Here is a 21,818-nt window from a genome sequence, read left to right as displayed (position 1 = left end):
GAAGTCCGCTACGGCGGGATCTGCGGTTCGGACCTGCATTACTGGCTGCACGGCGCGGCGGGGGAGTCCATCCTGAGGGCGCCCCTGGTGCTCGGGCACGAGGTCTCCGGCACGGTGGTCCGGGCCGCGGCGGACGGCACCGGGCCCGGACCGGGCACGGCCGTGGCGGTCCACCCGGCCACGCCCGGCCCGGGCGCGGCCCGGTATCCGGCGGACCGGCCCAACCTCTCGCCGGGCTGCACGTACCTGGGCAGCGCGGCCCGGTTCCCGCACACCGACGGCGCGTTCAGCCGGTACGTGAACCTGCCGGCGCGGATGCTCCGGGCGCTGCCCGCGGGCCTTGACCTGCGCACCGCGGCGCTGATCGAGCCGGCGGCCGTCGCCTGGCACGCCGTCGCCCGCGCCGGGGACGTGGCCGGGAAGACCGCGCTGGTGATCGGCAGCGGCCCCATCGGCGCCCTGGCCGTCGCGGTCCTCAAACGCGCCGGCGCCGCCCGGATCGTCGCCGTCGACATGCACGCCAAGCCGCTGGACATCGCCCGTGCCGTGGGAGCGGACGCCGTCCTCAAAGCGGACGACGCCGAGGCGATCGCCGCCGTCGAGGCCGACGTCGTGATCGAATCCTCCGGCAACCACCACGGCCTGGCCTCGGCCATCCGGGGCGCGACCCGCGGCGGCACCGTGGTGATGGTCGGGCTGCTGCCCACCGGCCCGCAGCCGGTCCTGATCTCCCTGGCCATCACCCGCGAACTCGAACTCAAGGGCTCCTTCCGCTTCAACGACGAAATCGACCACGTCATCGCCGCCCTCACCGACGGATCCCTGCAGATCGATTCCGTCATCACGCACGAGTTTCCCGTGGAACAGGCCCTGGAAGCCTTCGGCGTGGCCCGTAACTCCGCCGAGTCCGGGAAAGTACTTCTGAGCTTCGGTCCGGGGGAAGCATCATGACCACGATTCATCCGCCGCTGGTTGTCATGGGCGTCTCCGGCTGCGGAAAGTCAACCGTCGGTTCCCTGCTGGGGGAGCGGCTGGGCATCCCGTTCTTCGACGGTGACGACTTCCACCCGCCCGCCAACAAGGCAAAGATGGCCAGCGGCGTCCCGTTGGACGATGAGGACCGGGCGCCCTGGCTCGCCCAAATCGGTGCCGCGCTGGCGACTCCGGCCGAGGAAACCGGCTCGCGGATCATCGCCTGCTCGGCGCTCAAGCTCCGGTACCGCGACCTGCTGCGCAGCTTGGCCCCGGACCTGGTCTTTATCCATCTGTCCGGTGAGGCGGCGACGATATCCGGCAGGCTGAGCAGCCGGGCGCACGAGTACATGCCCAGCAGCCTCCTGGCCTCCCAGCTGGCCACGCTCGAACCCCTGGGCCCGGATGAGGCCCACGTTGTTGCGGACATCCGCGACGATCCGGAAGCGCTCGTGGACGGAATCGTCCGGCAACTGGGGCTGCTCGCCGGCCGATCGGCCGTGGCGGGAGCCAAGGCCTAACACCGCCAACGTCAGCCGCGCCCCCCGTCTGCGCCACTGCGGCGCGGCCCGCCGTATCCATCCCCCTCCCGCGACCTAAGCGCATAGACTCGTGGGAGAAGGAGATTGAAATGGCAAAGGGTCCCACGGTTTATCACGTTGCCGAGCTGGCAGGCGTTTCCATCGCCACGGTCTCGTTCACCTTCCGGCAGCCCGAGAAGGTCAAGCCGTCCACGCGGGAGCTGGTCCTCGCAGCGGCGGAAGAACTGGGCTACGTCCCCAGCGCCAGCGCCCGTGGCCTGGCGCGGGGCCGGACCGGTGCCCTGGGCCTGTTTGCCTACGACTTCCTGCTGGATCCGGCCGACGGCGTGCGCGGGCAAAGTACGCAGTCAGACGGGTCCGCGGCGGCCGACCTGGAACGTCAGAATGAGGACCTGCGCCTGTTCCCGCTGTATGTGGACGAGGTCCAGCGCGGCGTCGAACTGGAATGCTGGCGGCGCGGTCAGGCGCTGTTTGTGGGCGGCGGCAACCCGGAAAACAATGAGGCCATGCTCTCGGACATCGCCGGCCGGGTTGACGGGCTGGCGGTCTTCCCCCGGTCCGTGCCCAGCGAGGCCCTGGTCCGGATCGCACGGCGCATCCCTGTCGTCGAAGTCTCCGAGAGCGTGCTCCACCGGGACCTGGACCACGTCACCGTGGACAACGTCACGGGCACGCGCGCGATTACCGAACACCTGATCAACGCACACAGCCTGGCCCGGCTCATGTTCCTGGGCGGCATGCCGTCCTCGGACAACGACCAACGGCTCGAGGCTTTTCTCGGGGCGCTGCGCGACGCCGGACTGCCGCCGGCGCGCGAGCCGGACTATCCATGCGGCGGGGAGCACGCCGTTGCGGAGGTCATCCGGACAATGTGCGCGGACGGCACCCTGCCCGATGCCATTGTGTGCGCCACCGATCAGGACGCGCTGGTGGTCCTGGACGAGCTGGCCGCTGCCGGCGTCGAGGTCCCAAAGGACGTTGCCGTCACGGGATTCGACGGCATCGCCGCCGGCAGGGTGGTCCGGCCGTCGCTGACCACCGTGCGGCAGCCCATGGAACAGATGGGCCGCACCATGGTCGAACTGCTGCTGGACCGCCTGGACCACCCCGAAAAACCGCCGGCGGCCTTGCGGCTGCCCGTGCGCGTGGTGCTGCGCGAAAGCTGCGGCTGCCAGCCAGGCTGAACGGCTCAGGTACCTGCGGGCGGCAATGAATACGTTGTTGTGGATTCTCGTTACAGTTTGTTGGCTGCCGGACATTAACAGGGCATGAGCTTACAGACGGTGCTGGGGGAACGCGTGGAATCCGAACGTGAAATGCGGTTCCTGGCCGCCCACGCGGAGGGGCACGACCGCATCTACCGCTATTTCCGGCGTCGAACCGACAATGCTGCAACTGCGGAAGATCTGTGCGCGGAGGTGTTCCGGATCGCCTGGGAGAAATCCGGCCAGGGCGGAGCACTTTCGGTCATGGTCCTCTTCGGTGTAGCCAAGAATGTGCTGCGGAACCATGACCGGTCACAGACCAGGTCCGCGGGCCTCATCGGAGCCTTGCGGATGGAGCGCCCCACCGAAGAACCCGGCAACGAATCCGCCGTCAGGGACGCCCTTAACCTGCTCTCCACCGACGATCGTGATGTGCTCCTGCTGACCTACTGGGATGGACTCACCTCTTCGGAAGTCTCCGCTCTTCTCAACACCACTTCCACGGCCGTCCGAATGCGGCTGCATCGGGCACGCAAGGAACTCAGCCGCGCGCTTCAAGGTCAGGCAATCTCCGAGGGAGCAACAGAATGAGCCAGGATCCCAACTTTTCAGCCAATGTCCACGACATGCTTTCAGCCGCGGATCCCGCGCTCACGATCACCGAGGAAGAACTGATCCGCAGCCGAGAGCGTTCCCTGTCCTTCGTGGATTCCGATGTCACGCACATAGCCGTGGGCGGGTCTATCCATGACTTCCACCGCGCCCCGGCCAAACGTCATTGGGGGCGTTTGGCCGTCGCCGGCTTTGCCGCCGTTGCGGCGGTCGCGGCCAGCGTGCTCGTTGCCTCGGCCGTCGGATCCGCTCCCGTAAACACGGCCGCCGCATCGATGGCCGCGGCCAGCAGCCCGGTGCAGTCGACGCCCACCGGGCCTCTCCATGACCTGTTCGCCTCCGCCGACGAGGTCCTGGTCCTGCAGGCCCTGCCGAACAACGCTGTATGGCAGCAGAAGTACGAAGCCTTCCTGCCCCAGCTGAGCCAGGGGGGGCCGCCGGCCGGGCCGCCCGGCCTCGGCGTGGAACCGGTGAATGTCCTACAAGTACTCAAAGGGACGCGTCCTCCCGGAAAGAGCTCCTTGGACGTTTCTGTCATGTCGGCGCCTGAATGGCAGAACACCAACACCGTCGCCCCGCTGACCTACCTGGCGTTCATCAAGACGGGCCCCGACGGTATCGGACACCTCATGAGCGCACCTAACTCCCTGCTACAAATCCTGAACCTTCGCACCGCCGCCATCGGTGATCCCCTGCAGCAGCAGCCCGTGGACATCGGCACGGACCTCCGTTCCCGGATTTCGGTTGCCCCCACCGGCGACGTGCCCCTGGCGACCTACGCGGCCGTACCCCCTGTCGAGGAAGGCCATGACGTCATCCAGGAGCAGACGAAAAACCCGGTTGACGGAACGTCGCAAGGAACCATCCACGGACACGTCACGGTCTCCGAGGCATGCTTCACCTACCAGACCAGCGCGGAGAAAGTCATTCTGCGCTGGCCCGCCGGATACACCGCAGCCATCCGATCCCTCCCCCAGGATGCAAATGGGGACTTCAGGATCGACGGCACCTCGCACGCCGACCGCGCCGTGGTGCTCAACGAATGGGGAACGGTCTACGCCTACGACACCGAGCCGGCTCCGCAGATCACCGGCCACCGAACAAGCGAACAAGCCGTCTGTGACGGACAGACTCTTCCGGTTTTGGACATCACACCACCCGGCGAAGGAGCCACCCCTTTCCAGCTCAGCCACGGCGCGGCTGGCCCCAGCCCGCAACCATAACCTGTGTGGGCTCCTCACACTCCGGGAGTTGGGCTACCCAGTGGACTGGCTCCGCAGCACCTGAACTCTCCGGCCGCAAAATGTCGTCCGCCACTCGCGGAATGACTTGCTGGCCACTGGCGCGGACGACAGACTCAAGCCATGAACGAGTTCGACGATCTGCCCCGCTCCGAATTCGGCTTCCCAGGACCACTGCGCGACCGCCTTGTTGCCGCGATCCTCGAGGGGACCAAGACGGCGACGACTTCCTTAGCTGTGCAGTATCGCATCGAGGACGAGCCGTTCCCTCAGGTCGGCTCGCGGCAAGTTCTTGTCGATTCAGCTGAGAACGCTGTGGCGGTGATCGAGACCACCGACGTCCAGCAAGCCCGACTGGCGGCCGTTCCTTGGGAGCACGCCCGCGACGAGGGCGAGGGATACTCATCGGTTGCAGAATGGCGGGCCGGACATGAGCGGTTTTGGCACAGTGAGGAGATCCGGGTCATCCTCCGAGCCCCTTCGTTCACTGTGGACGACGAGACGGTTGTTGTTCTCGAACGATTCCGCTTAGTCAGGTTGCTTTGAGGCAAACCAACCCACTGGACCTATTCATCTAAGCGCCGGTTCACCTAAGGGCCGGTTCACCTAAGGGCCGGGGGCGCCGGCCAGTTCGCGTTGCCAATAATGACACCATCCAGCGCTGCCCTTACACCCTTCAACCCCGACCTGCCCATTAGGGCGGCGTGGGCCTAAGGGATGGCGCTCGCCTTGTCCACGGAAAGTAGCCGGGCATAGTTCAAGCACATGCTCAAGCTTTCATTTGCCGGAACGCGGTTGCCGTCCAGTGATACGGAAGCTCCCTCGGTGAGCGAGGAACGATCGGGTAGAACCAATGATTCGCCGTCGAACTTTGTACCCTCGGGGAAAACCAGCGTCCAGTCATCGCCATCTGTGGCCCGCACGGTCATGCAACCAGCTCCGTCCGATTCCAGCCTTCCGGTGAGCTGGGCCTTCACTTTCGGGGCGGAAGACGGCCCGGAATGAACAATGGCCTTCCTGCCTCCGCCGCTGAGAAGCAGCTCGGTTGGCAACTCCTGCTGCGCTGAAGGCGAGGCAGACTCCCTGAGGGGTTCACCGGCCGATATTGCCGCGCACGACGCCAAAGAAAATGAGATGGCCGCGGCGGCGCCCCAAGTAAGAACGTGCTTCATATCTGGTCCCCAATCAGAAAGCTTTCCGGTTCCACAGCGTAAAGCCAGCGGAAGCAACATGAAACCTAACCGGTTCGACTGGAACGAAATTGAAGCCCGGGACGAACCTCCTCGCCGGGCCCACCACGCCCACCGGAAAACGTAATTCTTTGGACAAACTGTTGCCAAGATCACATTCAATGCGCTTAGATTGACTCCGACGGCGAATCAAAGCGCTTAGATACTTGCGTCGGGATGGTTTCGCCGGCCCCTGTCCTGTCCGCAGCCTGCCGAAGCCGGCACGCACGCGGAACCCACGAAAGGAACAACGATGATCCATCCGAACGCCATGAAGGCAGCCGCCGTCGGACTCGCAGCCGCACTGCTGCTCACCGCCTGCGGCAGGGACTCTGCAGGTTCAACCGCGGCGTCGGCGGCCACACCGATTGCCGACGGGCCGGCCTCCGGGACCATCACCCTCTGGGCGCAGGGCAGCGAAGGCGAGGCGCTTCCGGCGCTGCTGAAGGAGTTTGAGGCCGAGAACCCCGGCGTCAAGGTCAATGTCACGGCCATCCCGTGGGACGCCGCGCTCAGCAAATACCAGACCGCCATCGCCGGCGGGACAACCCCGGACGTCGCCCAGATGGGCACCACCTGGATGGGCGACTTCGCCGGCTCCTTCGACGCCACGCCCCAGGAGATCAATGCCAGCGATTTCTTCCCGGGCTCGGTGAAGTCCACCGAAGTCGAGGGGACCACCTACGGCGTGCCGTGGTACGTCGACACCCGCGTGGTCTACTACCGCAGCGACCTCGCGGAGAAGGCCGGCATCACCAAGGCGCCCGAAACCTGGGATGACTTCAAGGCCCTTGCCAAGGGTCTTCAGGAGAAGGCCGGGGCCAAATACGGGGTCCAGCTGCCCGCCGGCGTCGCGGGCTCCTACCTGGACACCCTCCCCTTCCAGTGGTCCAACGGCGCCAAGCTGATGAACGACGACGGCACCAAGTGGACCCTCGACACCCCGGAAGCGGTAGACGCCCTGAAGTACTACTCCAGCTTCTTCAAGGACGGGATCGCGTCCAAGTCGGTCTCCACGGGAACCACTGCCGAGGCGTCCTTCGTCGACGGTTCCGCGCCCATGATGATCAGCGGCCCCTGGCACGTCGGCCTGCTCAACAAGGCCGGCGGCCCAGGCTTCGCGGACAAGTACAAGGTTGCCCCGATGCCGAAGGGGAAGACCTCAACGTCCTTCGTTGGCGGCTCCAACATGGTGGTATTCAAGAAATCCAAGAACCGGGACGCGTCCTGGAAGCTCCTCCAATGGCTCTCCAAGCCCGAGGTCCAGCTCAAGTGGTACCAGGCCACCGGTGACCTGCCCGCACAGCAGAGCGCCTGGAAGGACCCCTCCCTCTCGGCGGACAGCAAGCTCTCCGTGTTCGGCGACCAACTCAAGACCACGAACAATGCACCGGCAGTCCCGGCCTGGACCCAGGTTGCCGCCGCCGCGGACAGCGAGATCGAGCAGATCGTCAAGGCCGGCAAGGATCCCGCGCAGGCTCTGAAGTCCCTGCAGCAGACCGCAGACTCGATCGGCACCGGGAAATAGCAGTGGCCACCACCACAATCAGGAGGCCTGCCGGCGGCAAGAATGCCGGCAGGCCTCCGGCCCGAGCCAAGGTCCGGGCAGGACAATCACGGCGACGCCGGAACGCCCTCACGGCGTGGCTGTTCGCGGCGCCGTTCGTCCTGATCTTCTCCGTGTTCATGCTGGGACCGCTCGTCTCCTCGTTCCTGATGTCCTTCACGGACTTCGCCAGCCGCGACATCGACAACCCCTTCGCGGTGGGATTCGTCGGACTGGACCAGTACGCAGCCCTCTTCCGGAATCCGCAGTTCCTGCACTCGGCCCTGAATACCGCCTATTTCGTGGTGGTCGGGATTCCCCTCACCACGGTTCTGGCCCTCGCCCTGGCGGTCGCCCTGAACAACGGCATCACCCGTTTCCGCACGGCCTTCCGCGTTGGCTTCTACACCCCGGTGGTCACCAGCATCGTGGCCGTGGCCGTCGTGTGGCGGTTCATCCTCCAACCCGACGGACTCCTGAACGTCATCCTTGGCTGGTTGGGCATCGCCGGCCCGGACTGGCTCAACAGCACCACCTGGTCCATGCCGGCCCTGATCCTGCTCGCGGTCTGGCGGAACCTGGGCACCCTGATGATCATTTTCCTGGCCGGACTCCAGGGCGTCCCGGGGGACATCCTCGAGGCCGCGGAAGTGGACGGAGCCAACGCCTGGCAGCGGTTCATGCGGATCACCCTGCCCATGCTGCGCCCCACGCTGCTGCTGGGCACCGTGCTGCTGTCCGTGGGCTTCCTGCAGTTCTTCGAAGAACCGTTCGTGATGACCAAGGGCGGCCCGCTGGACTCCACGCTGTCCGTCAGCTACTTCACGTACAACCAGTTCGGGTTCGGCAAATACGGGCTGGCGTCCGCTGCCAGCTACGTGCTCTTCGTGGCCATCGCGCTGCTGAGCCTGCTCCAATTCCGAGCCCTGCGATCCAAGGACTGAGGCCCGATATCCGATGACGATCCCCGAAACCTCATCACGGCTTCCCGCCACCGCGGCACCCGCCGCCGTCGTCCGCGAACCGTCTCCTGCCGCAACCGGTCCCGGCCAACCGGTCCCCACCGGCAGCCCCCAAGACGGCAACGCACGACGGCGGTCCGGCCGGCGCGCGCCGGCGCGGCGCACGCTGACCTACGCCGTCCTGGTGGTCGCGGTCTCCGCCACCCTCCTGCCGTTCGCCTGGATGTTCCTTGGCGCGTTCAAGACCCAGGGCGAACTCCTCCGCCGGCCCATCACCTGGTGGCCGGAGCAGCCCACCCTGGATAACTTCCTGGTCTGGTTCAACGAGCTGCACATCGGCACGTTCTTCCTCAACAGCGTGGTGGTTGCCGTGTTCACGGTCCTGGGCAACCTGCTGTTCTGCTCCATGGTGGGCTACGCGCTGGCCAAGATGGATTTTCCGGGCAAGCGCTTCCTGTTCCTGCTGGTCATGGTGATGCTGATGGTCCCGGGCGTGGTGACGTTCGTGCCACTGTTCGTGATGGTGAGCAAACTGGGCCTGGTCAGCACGTACCCGGCCCTGATCCTGCCGTTCCTGGCGGCCCCGATGGGCGTTTTCCTGATGCGCCAGTTCATCATGGGTATCCCGGACTCCCTGATCGAAGCCGCGCGGATCGACGGCGCGGGCGAACTGCGGACCTTCCTGCGGATCGTCATGCCCCTGTGCGGACCGCCGCTGGCCACCCTGGGCATCCTGACGTTCCTTGGCTCCTGGAACAACTTCCTGTGGCCGCTGGTGGTTGCCCAGAGCGAGGACATGTACACCCTGCCGGTGGCACTGTCCCTGTATGCCAACGGCCAGAACGCCACCGACTACGGTCTGTTGCTCGCCGGATCGGTCCTGGTCATCACGCCCATCATCCTGCTCTTCGTTGCCCTGCAGCGGTACTTCATCCAGGGCGTCGCAGCCACCGGCATCAAGTAGACCCGCTTCCCCAGCATTTCCCGCTACCCGACCCAGGAAAGCACCCATGACTTCACAGATCGACACCAGCCCCAACACCAGCCCGCGCGCCGGATCCACCTTGACCGGGGAGGCCACCGGAACCGCCAGGACCTCCGTGACTGACGACGGCACGGAATACCGGGACCTCAATGGCAACGGGATCATGGATCCCTTCGAAAACCCGGACCTCAGCCCGCACGAACGCGCCGCCGACCTGGTGGGCCGTCTCAGCCTCGAGGAAAAGGCCGGGCTGATGTTCCACACGGTCATTGAAACCGGCCCGGACGGCACCCTGCTCGAAAAACCCGGCAACATCAGCAAGTCGCCCACCAGCACCGTGATCCTGGGCAAGTTCATGAACCACTTCAACATCCACGCGCTGGGCACCGCCCGCGAGGCCGCCCGCTGGAGCAACGCCCTGCAGGCGCTCGCCGAGCAGACACCGCACGGCATCCCGGTGACCATCTCCACGGACCCGCGCCACGCCTTCATGGAAAATTCCGGGGTCTCCTTCACCGCGGCACACTTCTCCCAGTGGCCCGAACCGATCGGCCTCGCCGCGGTGGGCAGCGCGGACCTGATCCGCCGCTTCGCCGAGATCGCCCGCATGGAGTACACCGCCGTCGGGATCCGTGCCGCCCTGCATCCCACCGTCGACCTGGCCACCGAACCGCGCTGGTGCCGGCAGGCCGGAACGTTCGGGCAGGACTCGGAGCTCAGTTCGAAATACGTCGTCGAGTACCTCCAGGGGTTCCAGGGCGAGGAGCTGGGGCCGGACAGCGTCGCCTGCACCACTAAGCACTTCCCGGGTGGCGGTCCGCAGCGCGACGGCGAGGACGCCCACTTCCCCTACGGCCGCGAACAGGTCTATCCAGGCGGCCGCTTCGATGAGCACCTGGCGCCGTTCCGGGCCGCCATCGCGGAGAAGACCAGCGCGATCATGCCCTATTACGGCATGCCGATCGGCGTCGAGCTGGACGGCGAACCGGTCGAGGAGGTCGGCTTCGGCTACAACAAGCAGATCATCACCAACCTGCTCCGGGACAAACTCGGCTACGACGGCGTGGTCCTCAGTGACTGGGAGCTGGTCAACGACAACATCGTGGGCGACCAGGTGCTGCCGGCGCGGGCCTGGGGCGTCGAACAGCTCACCGCCCCCGAGCGGATGCTGAAGATCCTCAACGCCGGGGTGGACCAGTTCGGCGGCGAGGAATGCACCGAGCTGCTCATCGGCCTGGTACGGGACGGCCTGGTCAGCGAGGAGCGCCTCGATGAATCCGCCCGCCGCCTGCTGCTGGTCAAGTTCCAGCTCGGACTGTTCGACAACCCCTTCGTGGACGAGGACGCCGCGGCCGAAACCGTGGGCAACGCCGCGTTCCGGCGGGAAGGACACCACGCCCAGGCCCGGTCCGTCACCGTGCTGGCGAACGGAACGCACGACGCGGGAACTATCCTGCCACTGACCGCCCTGCCGCTGACCGGCTCGCCTTCGGTCTATGTGGAGGGAATGGACGCCGCGGCCCTCGCCGGATTCGGGACAGCCTCGCAGGACCCGGACCTGGCGGACGTCGCCATCATCCGGCTCCACTCGCCCTGGGACCACCGGGACGACCTGTTCCTGGAGCAGCACTTCCACGCGGGGAGCCTGGACTTCCCGCCGGGGCTGGTGTCCCGGCTCCGCACCCTGGCCGCAAAGGTGCCGCTGATCATCGACGTGCGGCTGGACCGCCCTGCCGTCCTCGCGCCGCTGGCCGGGTTCGCGTCGGCCCTGGTGGGCACCTTCGGGGTCTCGGACACGGCGCTCCTCGATGCCCTGTTTGGACGGATCGAGCCGCAGGGGAGCCTGCCCTTCGAGATCCCGCGGTCCATGGACGCCGTGCGTGCCTCGCGTTCGGACGTCGCGGGGGACACCGCCAACCCCCTCTTCCCGTTCGGGCACGGGCTGCCGCTGCCGCAGACGGCAACCGAGACCGCCACCAAGACCGCCACTGGAACCGAGTCAGGACTGAGCTCATGAACCAGCACCTTGAAGCCACCCCGAGACTCTCCACCGCCACCCGACGCCAGCTCCTCGCCGGCGCAGCCGCCTTTGCCGTCACCGGACTCGCCGCCGCCACGGCGAAACCCGGCTTCGCGGCGGCGGCCGCAGCGCCGGCGTCGGGCCTGTCCAGCGCACGAAACATGGGCGGGATCGACCGCAACGTCATCAACCGGTGGGCGCGGGACACCTGGAAGTCCCTGGTCGCCATGACCGATCCCGGGACCGGCCTGCCGGCCGACTATATCGGCGAGTCCATCACCGCCCCCAAGCGCAGCGGCTTCACCTCGCCCACCAACATCGGCGGCTACCTGTGGAGCACCGTGGTGGCCCGGGAGGTGGGGATCATCAGCGCCAGGGAATGCCGGGAACGGCTGACCCGGACCCTCACCACCCTGAAAGGCCTCAAGCACCACGAGCCCAGCGGCATGCTCTACAACTGGTACGACGAGGCCACCGGCGACGTCATCACCGTGTGGCCGGAGAACGGGAACACCGTGGCGCCCTTCATGTCCAGCGTTGACAATGGCTGGTTCGCGGCAGCCCTCATGGTGGTCCGCAACGCCGAGCCCAAGGTCGCCGCGCTCGCGAACGGCATCCTCGGCCGGATGAACTTCGGCATCTTCTACAACAAGGACGCCAGGCCCGGTGTGGCAGCGGGCCTGCTGCGCGGCGGCTTCTACGACGCCAAACCGGCCGTGGAAACAGTCCAGGGCAACTACCTCGGCAAGGGCCCGGACGTCTACTACACGCTCAACCACTACGACGTCACCAACTCCGAGCCGCGGATCGCCACGTACATCGGCATCGCCCTGGGCCAGATTCCACCGGCCCACTACTTCGCCACCATGCGGGTCTTCCCGGACACGTGCGACTGGTCCTGGCAGGAGCAGAAACCCGTCGGTGAGCACCGGACCTACCAAGGCATCGACGTCTTCGAGGGCGCCTACACCTACCGCGGAATGCGGATTGTGCCGAGCTGGGGCGGGGACATGTTCGAATCCCTCATGCCGGACCTGTTCGTCCCGGAATCCAGCTGGGCGCCGAAGGCCTGGGGCATCAACCACCCGCTCACCGTCCGCGCCCAGCGCGAATTCGGCCTGGATGACGCCAAGTACGGGTACTGGGGGTTCTCACCGGCCAGCCACCCGAACGGCGGGTACTCCGAGTGGGGCGTCGACGCCCTGGGCATGAGCAGCGACGGCTACCCCTCCGACGTCGAACGGACCAGCGTGGACACCGGATTTGATGGCTGCCGGCCCGCAGGCAACCCGGCCCCGAGCTGGGGCGACGGCGTGGTGACCCCGCACGCGGCGTTCCTGGCCATGGAATACGAGCCCCGAGAGGCGTACCAGAACCTGGTGAAGATCGAACGGGACCTCGCAGCCTACGGCGCCGGCGGCTTCTTCGACGCCGTTGCCGTCAAGTCCGGCACCATCGCCCGCCGCTACCTCTCGCTCGACCAGGCCATGGTCCTGGGCGCGATCGGCAACGTCTTCGGCAACAACGTGATCCGCCGCAACTTCGTGCAGGGCGAGGTCGAGAAGGTCATCAAACCGCTCATTGGAGTCGAGGAGTTCGGCGCGGGGCTGGTCGGCTAACCCCGGGAGTCGCCGGCGCCGGACTCCAGCAGGCCACCGCCGGCCCAGCGCCTGAGCGCGAGCTTCTCGGCGTCGTCGAACTCCATGAGGGCCAGCCGGCACAGCTCCTCGACATTTCGGGTCCACGCGGCGGCGAGTTCCCTGGCCGTCATCTCATCGGAGAGCGAACCGCCGGCATACACGACGCCCTGGATCACGAAGTTGACCGCAGAGCGGGACACCGGCTGCCCGGCCGCAACACAGTCGTCCCGGACGGACCGGGCCAGTTCGCCTCGGTTGGCCACGTGCTCGCGCAGCTTCGCCTCCAGCGACAGGAAAACCTGCCCGAACTGTTCGGCGGACAGCGCCGGCACGTCAGTGACCCGCGTGACCTGCTCCTCGATGGCAGGCCGGCCCTCGGATGCCAGCGAGGACAGCTCCGGGGAGAACCGCTTCGAGTCCCACACCCAGCCAGGCGATGGCGTGGACGAATACTCAACGCCCTGGCCGATCTGCGCGATCCAGGCCCCGAACTTCCCGTGCCCGCCCCAATCGGTCTTCAGCGACGGGTCCGCGGTCAGCGCCCGGTGTGCCGCGACTGCACCTGTGACTGGGCCGGGCGCGGCCTGTACCAGGGCCCTGACCTCGTCGGCGGCCGTCGTCGCGGAGCCGGGAGCGCCCGGTGCGGTGCGGAGCGGCTGGCCGAGGCCGGCAGTCGGCACCATGCGGGGAATGCCTGCGGAGGTCCCGTTGAGGATTGCCACGAAGTCGTGGGACTCCACCACGCTGTCGGCCATTTCCCGGTACGCGAACGCCACGGCGCCGGCGGCGATGACGGTGGTCATGCGGTCCGCCGCCCGAAACCGCTGGACCAGCGAGGTGAAGTCCGCATCCGCCGACGCGACGAAGAATTCCTCAACATGGGCCGCGCCGGACAGGGCATCCATCGCGTCCAGCACCAGGTTGATGTCGGTGCTGGACTTGCCCCGCTGCGTCAGGGACGGGCAGTCGATCACACGGAAGCCCGCACGCGTCCAGTACGGCCGGTACTTGGAGTAGATCACCGGGTTCAGGTAGCAGTTGCGGATCAAAAAACGCCGGGATTCCTCGCCCGCGCCGCCGTCGGCCAACGCCTCCGTCCAATGCTTGGGATCCTCCGCGAACCTCTTGGCCGCGGCCGGGTCCAAGGCCATCAGGCCGGTATAGACGTTGTCGAAATCCACGAACATCGCGGCGCGGATGCCGGGCCGCCGGGGCTGGGAGAGGGGATCGCTCATCGGCTCAGTGTGCCAGCAAGAGAGGGGACGTACCAGATGTGTCCTTCACCGGGTGCCGTTGTGTCGGGTGCCGTTGTTGCCCGCGTCCAGGCCCCCGGCCCCCACATCCAGCAGACGCAAGGGCAGGTGCCGGGGGCCCCACGCGCAGGTCCCCGCCCCGGCGGGACCGGGACGGGGACCTGGGTGAGGCTGCAGCTATTCGTTGATGCTGGCCGGGCTGTGCTCCACCGCCGGTCCGGCCTGGCCGGCACCGGGTGAGCGCCTACTCATCTGGAACTCAGGGATGTCATCGGGCGCCGGGCCGCCGCGGAACTTCGGTGACGGCTGACCGCCCTCACTGATCCGCTCGAGTTCCTGGTCCTCGAAGTCATCCTCCGCGCCGAGCATGATCGCGGAATCGTGGTTGGTGATCTCGCCGCGGAAGGCGCGGACCATGACGTCGCGGTCGAACTGGCCTTCCCACTTGGAGACCACGAAGGTGGCCACGCAGTTGCCCAGCAGGTTCACCACCACACGCATGGAGTCCATGAGCCGGTCGGCGCCGAGCAGGAGCGCGACGCCAGCGACCGGGAAGATGCCCAGGGCCGCTGCCGTGGCGGACAGTGCAAGGAACGAGGAACCGGGCACGCCGGCCATGCCCTTGGAGGTCAGCAGCAACACGCCCAGTGCCGCCAGCTGCTGCCCCAGATCAAGGTGGTGACCGAACGCCTGAGCCAGGAACAGCAGCGAGATCGAAAGGTAGACCGCGGCGCCGTCGAGGTTGAAGGAGTAACCCGTGGGGACCACCAGTCCGGTGGTGGCGCGGGAGCAGCCCGCGTTGGTCAGTTTGGTCATGATGCGCGGCATCACGGCCTCGGTGGAGGCGGTGCCCAGGGCCAGCAGGAATTCTTCGCGGGTGTATTTCAGGAAGTGCCACAGCGGGACCCGGGCAAAACCCCAGGCCAGGAGGAACAGGAGCCCGATGAAGATGACGGCGGCGCCGTAGCAGGCGGCGATCAGTTTGGCGTAGGTGCCCAGGGTTCCGAGCCCGTACTGGCCGATGATGAACGCCATGGCGCCGAAGGCGCCGATCGGCGCGACCTTCATGATCCACGACATAATCTTGAAAATGAGCTCAAGAACAGTCTCCATGAGGCTGATGACCGGCATGCAGCGTTCGCGGCCAATGACGACGATCGCCGCTCCGAAGAACACGGAGAAAAACAGGACCTGAAGCAGGCTGTTGCTCGCGAAGGCTCCGACGACACTGACGGGAATGATGTCCAGGATGAACGCCGCCGCGTCCTTCGGCGGCGTGGTGCCGGTCTTGGCGTTGAGGGCTTCCTGGGACAGCGTGCTCGGATCGATGTTCAGGCCAGCACCGGGCTGGACGATGTTGCCCACGATGAGGCCGAAAACCAAGGCAAACAGCGTGGCCGCCGTGAAGTACAGAAGGGCCTTGACTCCTACCCTTCCGACCGCTTTGACGTCGCCTACGGCCGAAATTCCGGTGACAATCACCAGGAAAATCAGCGGCGCGATGATCATTTTGATGAGCTGGATGAATCCGTCACCGAGTGGCCTCAGCTGGGAACCGAGGTCCGGCCAGAAATGGCCAATGAGCACTCCTGCCACGACGGCGATCAGAATTTGGAAGAAGAGCGACCTATACAAGGGCTTCTTCTTCGACGGCGCCGAACTCGCCTTCAGCGCCGCAGAGTCTGGGATCTTCATTGATCTGTACCTATCAATCGGGAACAGCTCCGGAAATCGGAGTCTGTTTCCAAAGTAACGTCGCTCACATATTTCCACAAGAGGAAAATGCAATTTCACAATGTGGAATTGTAAGAGCGGATTACCGACTGCCGCCCGCCCTGCGGCTGCAAATTCAAGGGTTTCCGCGCCAAAAGGAGGGCTGCCCTGCGCCCGCGGGTGTCCGCCCGGCCGCTCTTTCGGGCAGAAATCCCGCGAGCGGGCGCTTTGTGACTCCCCGGCCTGCCCTCCCTTGTCGCATTCCTGCCGAACGTGGGTCTATTCCCAGACGGGGGTGTTTCTGGCATAGCGGGCGCCGAACCCGCCGGTGGGCAGGATCTCGGCAATGCGGGCCAGGTCCGCCGCGGTCAGCGCGAAGTCGGCGGCACCGACGTTCTCTGCGACTCGCTGCGGGCTCCGGGTTCCGGGGATGGGGACGATGTCCTTCCCCTGCGCGAGCAGCCATGCGAGGGCCAGTTGGGCGACGGTGCCGCCCTTGGACTCGGCCAGTTCGATCAGCAGCCGTGTCGCTTCGACGTTCTTCTCGAAGTTGCCCGGTTGCCAGCGAGGATCCGTGCGGCGCATGTCGGTCTGGTCATACTCGCCGGCGGGCTTGGCTGTGCCGGTGAGGAAGCCGCGGCCGAGCGGCGAGTACGGCACGAAACCGATGCCCAGCTCGGCCAGGGTGGGGAAGATTGTCTCGACGTCGCGTTCGAACAGCGAGTACTCCGTCTGCAGTACCGAGACCGGCTGGACGGCATGGGCGCGGCGGATCGTGTCCGGGCCAGCTTCGCTGAGGCCGAAGTACTTCACCACGCCGGCGTCAATGAACTCCTTGACGGTGCCGGCGACGTCCTCGATCGGCACGTTCGGGTCGACGCGGTGCTGGTAGAGCACGTCGATGTGGTCCACGCCCAGGTAGCGCAGGCTGTTCTCGACAACCTCGCGGATATGTGCGGGGCGGCTGTCCAGGCCGTAGTCCCGGGTGAATCCGAACTTCGTCGCGATCACGATGTCATCGCGGAAACCCTTCACGGCCCGTCCCACGATCTTCTCGTTCTCGCCCCAGCCGTAGAGCTCGGCAGTGTCGAAGAACGTCACACCCAGGTCGCGCGCCGTCTGGATGGCCGCAATCCCCTCCTGTTCATCACCCGGCCCGTAGGCGAGGGAGATGCCCATGGCGCCATAGCCGAGCGCCGACGTCTCAAGGCCCTGCTGGCCCAAGGTTCGCTTCTGCATGTCTGCATTCCTTCCATCGATGTTTAGTCAGCATACGCCCTACCTGTCAGTAACTGACAAGTTATGCCGACGCTGTCGGATTTGCACTAAGGTGAAAGGGTGACAAATGTGAAGAGTGAGGCGAAATCCGGGCTCCGCGACCTGACCCGCGCATCAGTGCGGGCCCACGTGGCCGAGCAGGCGCTGCGAATGTTCGACGAAAACGGATTCGACGCAACCACGGTTGACGACATAGCGGGGGCGCTCGGCATATCCGCCCGAAGCTTTTTCCGTTATTTCCCCGCGAAGGAAGACGTGGTCATTGGCGACCCGGCACCCATCGGCATACGCGTCCGGGACGCCGCAATGGCACGGCCGGCAGGCGAGCCGATTTGGACCGTCCTGCGCCGGGCGTTCGACCCCATCGAGATTGCGACTCCGGAGGAGGTCACCCGGGGCCTGCGAACCATGCGCGTCATGATGAGCACAGCCTCGCTCCGCGCCCGCAACCTGGAAAAGCACATTGCGTGGGCCGCCCTGCTGGAACCCGTCATCTTCGAACGGCTCGACGGGCCCGAGGACACCCGGCGGTTCCGCGCCCAGACACTGATCCATTCCGCGCTGTCCTGCTTGGACGTCGCCCTGGCTGAATGGACCCGCCGGGAAGCCGCCACCCCAGTCCAGGACCTGCTGGACGAGGCGTTCGCCACGCTCAACTGCTGACGTTCAAGGATGTACTGCCGCCAACCAGGACCGACGCCCTTCTCGGCGGAAAACGCGACTGACCTGCGACGACGCATATCCCGGCCGGTGAGTCGCCCGGACTAGGATGGATGCAAATTGTTGAAACACTCCCTTGCAAGGGGGGCCTTTCGCGGGACGGCGCCAGCAGGAAGCGCCTGACGGATTTACCTGGGCCCGAGGCTCGGATTTGTAGTTCCACCGTCGGTCTCGATCGGCGGGTCTATGTGTCTGAATGGAAGGCGGGTTGCCCGTTTATGACTGGCGCAGCAGTGAGAAACAACGTGCAGATGTACGGGCTGGAAGATGGCCCGGTCCTGTTGTTCGCCCACGGTTTTGGCACCGACCAGAGCATGTGGCACAAGATTCTGCCCTGGTTCACCGATCGCTACCGGGTGGTCCTGCTGGACCACGTCGGCTCCGGCGGCTCCGACCAGTCCGCCTACGATTCGGCCAGGTATTCAGGCCTTGACGCCTACGTTGATGACCTGATGGAGGTCTGCGCCGAGATCGACCTGGAGGACGTGACCCTCGTCGGCCACAGCGTCGGATCCATGATGGCCGTCAGTGCGGCCGCCCGGGACGAAGGGCGCCGGTTCGCCCGCCTGGTCCTGGTCACGGCGTCGCCAAGCTATCTCGACCACCCCGAGGACGGCTACGCGGGAGGGTTCACCCGGCGGGACATTGAGGACGTCTTCGAATCCCTGGACGCCAACTACGTTGTCTGGGCCGAGTCGATGGCCCCGGTCTACATGAATACTCCGCACGCGCCTGAACTGGACCACGAAATCCAGGGCAGCTTCGGACGGATCAGCCCCAGGGTGGCCCGCGACTTTGCCCGCGTTGCGTTCCTGTCCGATGTCCGGCACCTGCTCGGCGAGGTCACCATCCCCGTGCTGGTCCTGCAAAGCACGGACGACGTCGTCACGCCGGACCACGTCGGCACCTACCTGCACAATGCGCTCGCCAACAGCACCCTAGTGCGGCTTGCCGCCACCGGCCACTTCCCGCAAAGCAGCGCGCCGGAGGAAACGTCCGCCGCCATCCTCGAATACCTGAAGCCGGCATGACCCAGATGGCCACCGCGGCTATCGATTACGGCCAGCTCTTCCACCAGGCACCCGCCGGCTACATCGTGGCCAGCGCCGATGGCACCATCCTGGCCGCGAACGCGATCATGTGCGCCTGGATCGGGGTCCCTGCGGGCGGTCTGGACGGAACCCGGCTGTTGGACCTGATGCCGGCCGGGGACAGGCTGATGTACCGGACGCATGCCGGGCCGAAGCTGGAACGCGACGGCCATCTCGGCGAACTGTCGATCGAGCTGATAGGACCGGACGGGGAGCGCCGGCCGGTCCTGCTGTCGATCACCCGGACCGTGGACGGGACGGAACCGAAAGACCTGATGGTCTTTTTCGCTGCTCCCGAGCGGCGGCGATACGAGCGCGAGCTGGCCAGCGCGCACCGGAAACTTCAGGACGCCGAGGCGGACCGCGCAAAGCTCTTGCAGGAGGCTCGCCATCGGGCGCTCCATGACCCGCTGACGGGGCTGCCGAACCGGCGGCACTTGGAGGAAGACCTGCTCAGGGCGCTGGCCCGCGCCGGCGAAGAACGGCACCGCGTGGGCGTGCTGTTTTGCGATGTCAACAAGTTCAAGCAGGTGAACGATACCCTGGGCCACGCGACCGGAGACCAGGTCCTGGAACACGTGGCCCGTATGCTTTCCGGGGCCGTGCGCGGGGCAGACACCGTTACGCGCTACAGCGGAGACGAGTTCGTTGTCCTGATCCCTCGGCTGGAACACCCCGGAGAGCTCCAGGCGGTTGCCGGCCGTGTCCGGGGCTGCCTGGCGGGCGAAGTCACCATCGCGGGGAGTGAACTCCGGCTGGGCATGTCCGTTGGCCAGGCTGATACCGCAGTCCGGGCGGCCGCCGGTCCGGCAGAGCACAAGGAACTGGCCAAGGCCCTGCTTTTGGCCGCCGATCTGGACATGTACCGGGTCAAGACCGAAATGAGCGGCATCTCAACTGCCGGCTGATCTCCGCCGGCTGATAGTGGGACCGGAGGCAACGACGACGGCGGGAGGAGGCTCCCGCCGTCGTCGTTGTGGTTGCTAGGAGGAAACTGCCTCGAGGTTCGCTCCACCGTGGTTCAGGCTCAACGTGAAGGTGCCGGGTCCGCTGGCGTGCACCGCGATGTTGTTCTTGGAGGTGTTGTGGCGCTCGGAGAGCTCGTGCACCAGGGCGTCGAGCTCGTGGTGCATGGTGGAGCGGTCCCAGAGCTTGTGGGTTACAGAGGTGGCAGTTTCAAACGTCATTGTTCAGTGCTTCCATTCATGAATCCGGATGTCCGGCTCCGCACCGATGCGGAGCCGCCGTGGGGCCAAACCAGGAACGCCTGAGACCTTGGGCAGCTCTGCGAGCTCACCGGTTTGGCCTCATTGCGTCCACCAGGATGGGTGCCCCGGGTTCACTGCGGACGCGGGGCGTCGGAGGAACGTCGGGGCTGCGTCGGCGGGAAATCACATTCCCCGCGTTGCCTTTCCATAGTGCACAGCGCCGAGCGGGCGGCTCAAGCCAGATGGCGAAAATTGTGCGTGAGACTCATCACAGGCCCTGGGGCGGAGCGGGTGTGTGCTTGCGGCTCAGGCCCCGGGCGGGAGCGGGAGCGACCGGCACTGGCCCGCCGGGCTCCGGTCCGGCCGCGGCGGCGGCCCGTCCATAGCGTGCGGCCAGCGGCGCGGCGCTGATGCCATGGGCCAGGACGCTGAGCAGCACAGTGGCCGCGATGACGGCGACGGCCTCATCGGCAATGGATCCAAGGGCTTCCAGTGCCAGCAGCGCGAACACGAGCGACGCCAGGCCGCGCGGACCGAACCACCCGACGAACAGGACGGTGGACCGGCCGAGGCCGGCGCCAATCAGGGCCAGGGCCACCGGCGCCATGCGCACCACCGTGAGGCTGAGCACGGCATACGCAATGGTCAGGGGGACGGAGTGCGCCACCATGATCGGAATGGTGATGGCTCCGAAGGCCAGCCACACCAGCAGCGACACCAGGCCGCCCATCTGCTCGACGAAGACCAGCTCGGCCGGGGCCCGTTGGCCGGCGCACGTGCCGAACGCCAGTCCGCCGCAGAACGCGGCGACAAATCCGTTGCCGCCCGCGGCGAGGGCGGCGCTGTAGGCGAGCAGGCTCAGGGCAAGGACCCCGATGCCGGCGAAGTCCTCCGCGCCGGTCCCGCGCCTCCGGGCTAGCTGCAGCAGCAACCCGCCCCCGGCGCCGATCAGTGCGCCGACGCCGGCGCCGAGCAGCAGTTCGACGAGCGCACTGCCGGGGCCGGCGGCGCTCTCCAGGCCCGCCGCGGCAGCCGCACCGGCGATCGCGAGCATGACCACCGGGGTGGCGATGCCGTCGTTGAGGCCGCTCTCGACCGTGATCAGCTGCCGGATCCGCGAGGGCACCGCCGGATTCGTCACCACGGGGATTCCGAGTGCGGCGTCCGTTGGGGCCAGCGCGGCGCCGACCAGGAGGGCCAGCCAGAACCCGAAGTGGGGAAAGAACCAGGCGGCCAGGGCCCAGCCGAACACAATCGTCAGGGGCAGGCCGATTCCCAGCAGCCGCATGTAGCGGCCCACGTCGCGGCGCAATTGCTGCAGCGGCAGGCGGGCGGCATCGGAGAAGAGCACCCACACCAGGGTGATCTCGACAACCGGGGTGATACCCGCCGGGGGCGAGGACCCGTCGATCAGCCCGAACCAGGCCATGGCCGCGCCGAGGGCGGTGAAAACGATTGGTGCGGTCAGATCCGCCTGCTGCAGCCGCACCGAGACCAGCGCCCACGCGAACAGGGCGGCAGTGATGAGGACGACGACGGTCAGCTCCATGACGGATCTATGCCCGCTTCCGCCGGACCCGGGCGAGGGTTGTCCGATTCCG

General features: G+C 66.5%; 20 protein-coding genes. 14 read left to right on the top strand and 6 right to left on the bottom strand.

What is annotated here, in order from left to right:
* The 6 genes from AC1DDO_RS20975 to AC1DDO_RS20950 all read left to right on the top strand — a co-directional run.
* The coding region (locus tag AC1DDO_RS20975; protein ID WP_476972707.1) for an L-idonate 5-dehydrogenase at positions 1-951 on the top strand (951 nt) is incomplete at its 5' end.
* Positions 948-1,493, top strand: a complete 546-nt coding sequence (locus AC1DDO_RS20970; RefSeq protein WP_476972706.1) for a gluconokinase — start codon at positions 948-950, stop codon at positions 1,491-1,493. The genes AC1DDO_RS20975 and AC1DDO_RS20970, both read left to right, overlap by 4 nt.
* Before the next feature lie 110 nt (positions 1,494-1,603).
* The gene (locus tag AC1DDO_RS20965; RefSeq protein ID WP_476972705.1) at positions 1,604-2,698 is read left to right on the top strand and encodes a LacI family DNA-binding transcriptional regulator; all 1,095 of its coding nucleotides are present in this window, start codon (positions 1,604-1,606) and stop codon (positions 2,696-2,698) included.
* Positions 2,699-2,782: 84 nt separating this feature from the next.
* Complete coding sequence (locus AC1DDO_RS20960; protein ID WP_476972704.1) at positions 2,783-3,310, top strand: RNA polymerase sigma factor; 528 nt, start codon at positions 2,783-2,785, stop codon at positions 3,308-3,310.
* Positions 3,307-4,554: a hypothetical protein gene (locus AC1DDO_RS20955; protein ID WP_476972703.1), complete on the top strand. Its 1,248-nt coding sequence runs from the start codon at positions 3,307-3,309 to the stop codon at positions 4,552-4,554. The genes AC1DDO_RS20960 and AC1DDO_RS20955 overlap by 4 nt, the downstream gene beginning before the upstream one ends.
* Before the next feature lie 141 nt (positions 4,555-4,695).
* Positions 4,696-5,118 (top strand): ASCH domain-containing protein, encoded by a 423-nt coding sequence (locus tag AC1DDO_RS20950; RefSeq protein ID WP_476972702.1) that lies wholly within the window; start codon positions 4,696-4,698, stop codon positions 5,116-5,118.
* A 164-nt stretch (positions 5,119-5,282) separates the two neighbouring features.
* Here AC1DDO_RS20950 and AC1DDO_RS20945 read toward each other — a convergent pair whose 3' ends face one another.
* Positions 5,283-5,744, bottom strand: coding sequence for a hypothetical protein (locus tag AC1DDO_RS20945; RefSeq protein WP_476972701.1), 462 nt, complete (start codon positions 5,742-5,744; stop codon positions 5,283-5,285).
* Between the two features lie 310 nt (positions 5,745-6,054).
* Between AC1DDO_RS20945 and AC1DDO_RS20940 the strand changes: the two genes are divergently transcribed.
* The 5 genes from AC1DDO_RS20940 to AC1DDO_RS20920 are packed head-to-tail and all read left to right on the top strand — an operon-like array spanning position 6,055 to position 12,933.
* Positions 6,055-7,329, top strand: coding sequence for a sugar ABC transporter substrate-binding protein (locus AC1DDO_RS20940; protein ID WP_476972700.1), 1,275 nt, complete (start codon positions 6,055-6,057; stop codon positions 7,327-7,329).
* 2 nt (positions 7,330-7,331) lie between these two features.
* Complete coding sequence (locus AC1DDO_RS20935) at positions 7,332-8,291, top strand: carbohydrate ABC transporter permease (protein ID WP_476972699.1); 960 nt, start codon at positions 7,332-7,334, stop codon at positions 8,289-8,291.
* Between the two features lie 13 nt (positions 8,292-8,304).
* Positions 8,305-9,273, top strand: a complete 969-nt coding sequence (locus AC1DDO_RS20930; protein WP_476972698.1) for a carbohydrate ABC transporter permease — start codon at positions 8,305-8,307, stop codon at positions 9,271-9,273.
* 46 nt (positions 9,274-9,319) lie between these two features.
* Positions 9,320-11,311, top strand: a complete 1,992-nt coding sequence (locus AC1DDO_RS20925; RefSeq protein WP_476972697.1) for a glycoside hydrolase family 3 protein — start codon at positions 9,320-9,322, stop codon at positions 11,309-11,311.
* The gene (locus tag AC1DDO_RS20920) at positions 11,308-12,933 is read left to right on the top strand and encodes a glucoamylase family protein (RefSeq protein ID WP_476972696.1); all 1,626 of its coding nucleotides are present in this window, start codon (positions 11,308-11,310) and stop codon (positions 12,931-12,933) included. The genes AC1DDO_RS20925 and AC1DDO_RS20920 overlap by 4 nt, the downstream gene beginning before the upstream one ends.
* On the opposite strand, the gene AC1DDO_RS20915 is transcribed toward AC1DDO_RS20920, so the two are convergent.
* From AC1DDO_RS20915 to AC1DDO_RS20905, 3 genes are all read right to left on the bottom strand, one after another.
* On the bottom strand, positions 12,930-14,189 hold the full coding sequence (locus tag AC1DDO_RS20915) for an NYN domain-containing protein (RefSeq protein ID WP_476972695.1): 1,260 nt from the start codon (positions 14,187-14,189) through the stop codon (positions 12,930-12,932). The genes AC1DDO_RS20920 and AC1DDO_RS20915 overlap by 4 nt on opposite strands.
* Positions 14,190-14,384: 195 nt before the next feature.
* Positions 14,385-15,902, bottom strand: coding sequence for a cation:dicarboxylate symporter family transporter (locus AC1DDO_RS20910; RefSeq protein ID WP_476972694.1), 1,518 nt, complete (start codon positions 15,900-15,902; stop codon positions 14,385-14,387).
* A 297-nt stretch (positions 15,903-16,199) separates the two neighbouring features.
* Positions 16,200-17,159 (bottom strand): aldo/keto reductase, encoded by a 960-nt coding sequence (locus AC1DDO_RS20905; RefSeq protein WP_476972693.1) that lies wholly within the window; start codon positions 17,157-17,159, stop codon positions 16,200-16,202.
* Between the two features lie 99 nt (positions 17,160-17,258).
* Here AC1DDO_RS20905 and AC1DDO_RS20900 point away from each other — a divergent pair, with 99 nt between their 5' ends.
* The 3 genes from AC1DDO_RS20900 (at position 17,259) to AC1DDO_RS20890 (ending at position 19,917) form a co-directional block, all read left to right on the top strand.
* Complete coding sequence (locus AC1DDO_RS20900) at positions 17,259-17,861, top strand: TetR family transcriptional regulator (RefSeq protein ID WP_476972692.1); 603 nt, start codon at positions 17,259-17,261, stop codon at positions 17,859-17,861.
* Positions 17,862-18,136: 275 nt separating this feature from the next.
* Positions 18,137-18,949, top strand: a complete 813-nt coding sequence (locus AC1DDO_RS20895; RefSeq protein ID WP_476972691.1) for an alpha/beta fold hydrolase — start codon at positions 18,137-18,139, stop codon at positions 18,947-18,949.
* Entirely contained in the window at positions 18,946-19,917 is a 972-nt protein-coding gene (locus AC1DDO_RS20890) for a diguanylate cyclase domain-containing protein (protein WP_476972690.1), read from the top strand. The genes AC1DDO_RS20895 and AC1DDO_RS20890 overlap by 4 nt, the downstream gene beginning before the upstream one ends.
* A gap of 75 nt (positions 19,918-19,992) precedes the next feature.
* On the opposite strand, the gene AC1DDO_RS20885 is transcribed toward AC1DDO_RS20890, so the two are convergent.
* On the bottom strand, positions 19,993-20,196 hold the full coding sequence (locus AC1DDO_RS20885) for a hypothetical protein (protein WP_476972689.1): 204 nt from the start codon (positions 20,194-20,196) through the stop codon (positions 19,993-19,995).
* 289 nt (positions 20,197-20,485) lie between these two features.
* Positions 20,486-21,766: a cation:proton antiporter domain-containing protein gene (locus AC1DDO_RS20880; RefSeq protein ID WP_476972688.1), complete on the bottom strand. Its 1,281-nt coding sequence runs from the start codon at positions 21,764-21,766 to the stop codon at positions 20,486-20,488.
* Positions 21,767-21,818 lie beyond the last annotated feature (52 nt).

This window comes from Arthrobacter sp. 10N43 (assembly GCF_056394525.1).
Note: the sequence above shows the minus strand (reverse complement) of the source record. Positions and strands in the feature narration are given on the sequence as shown.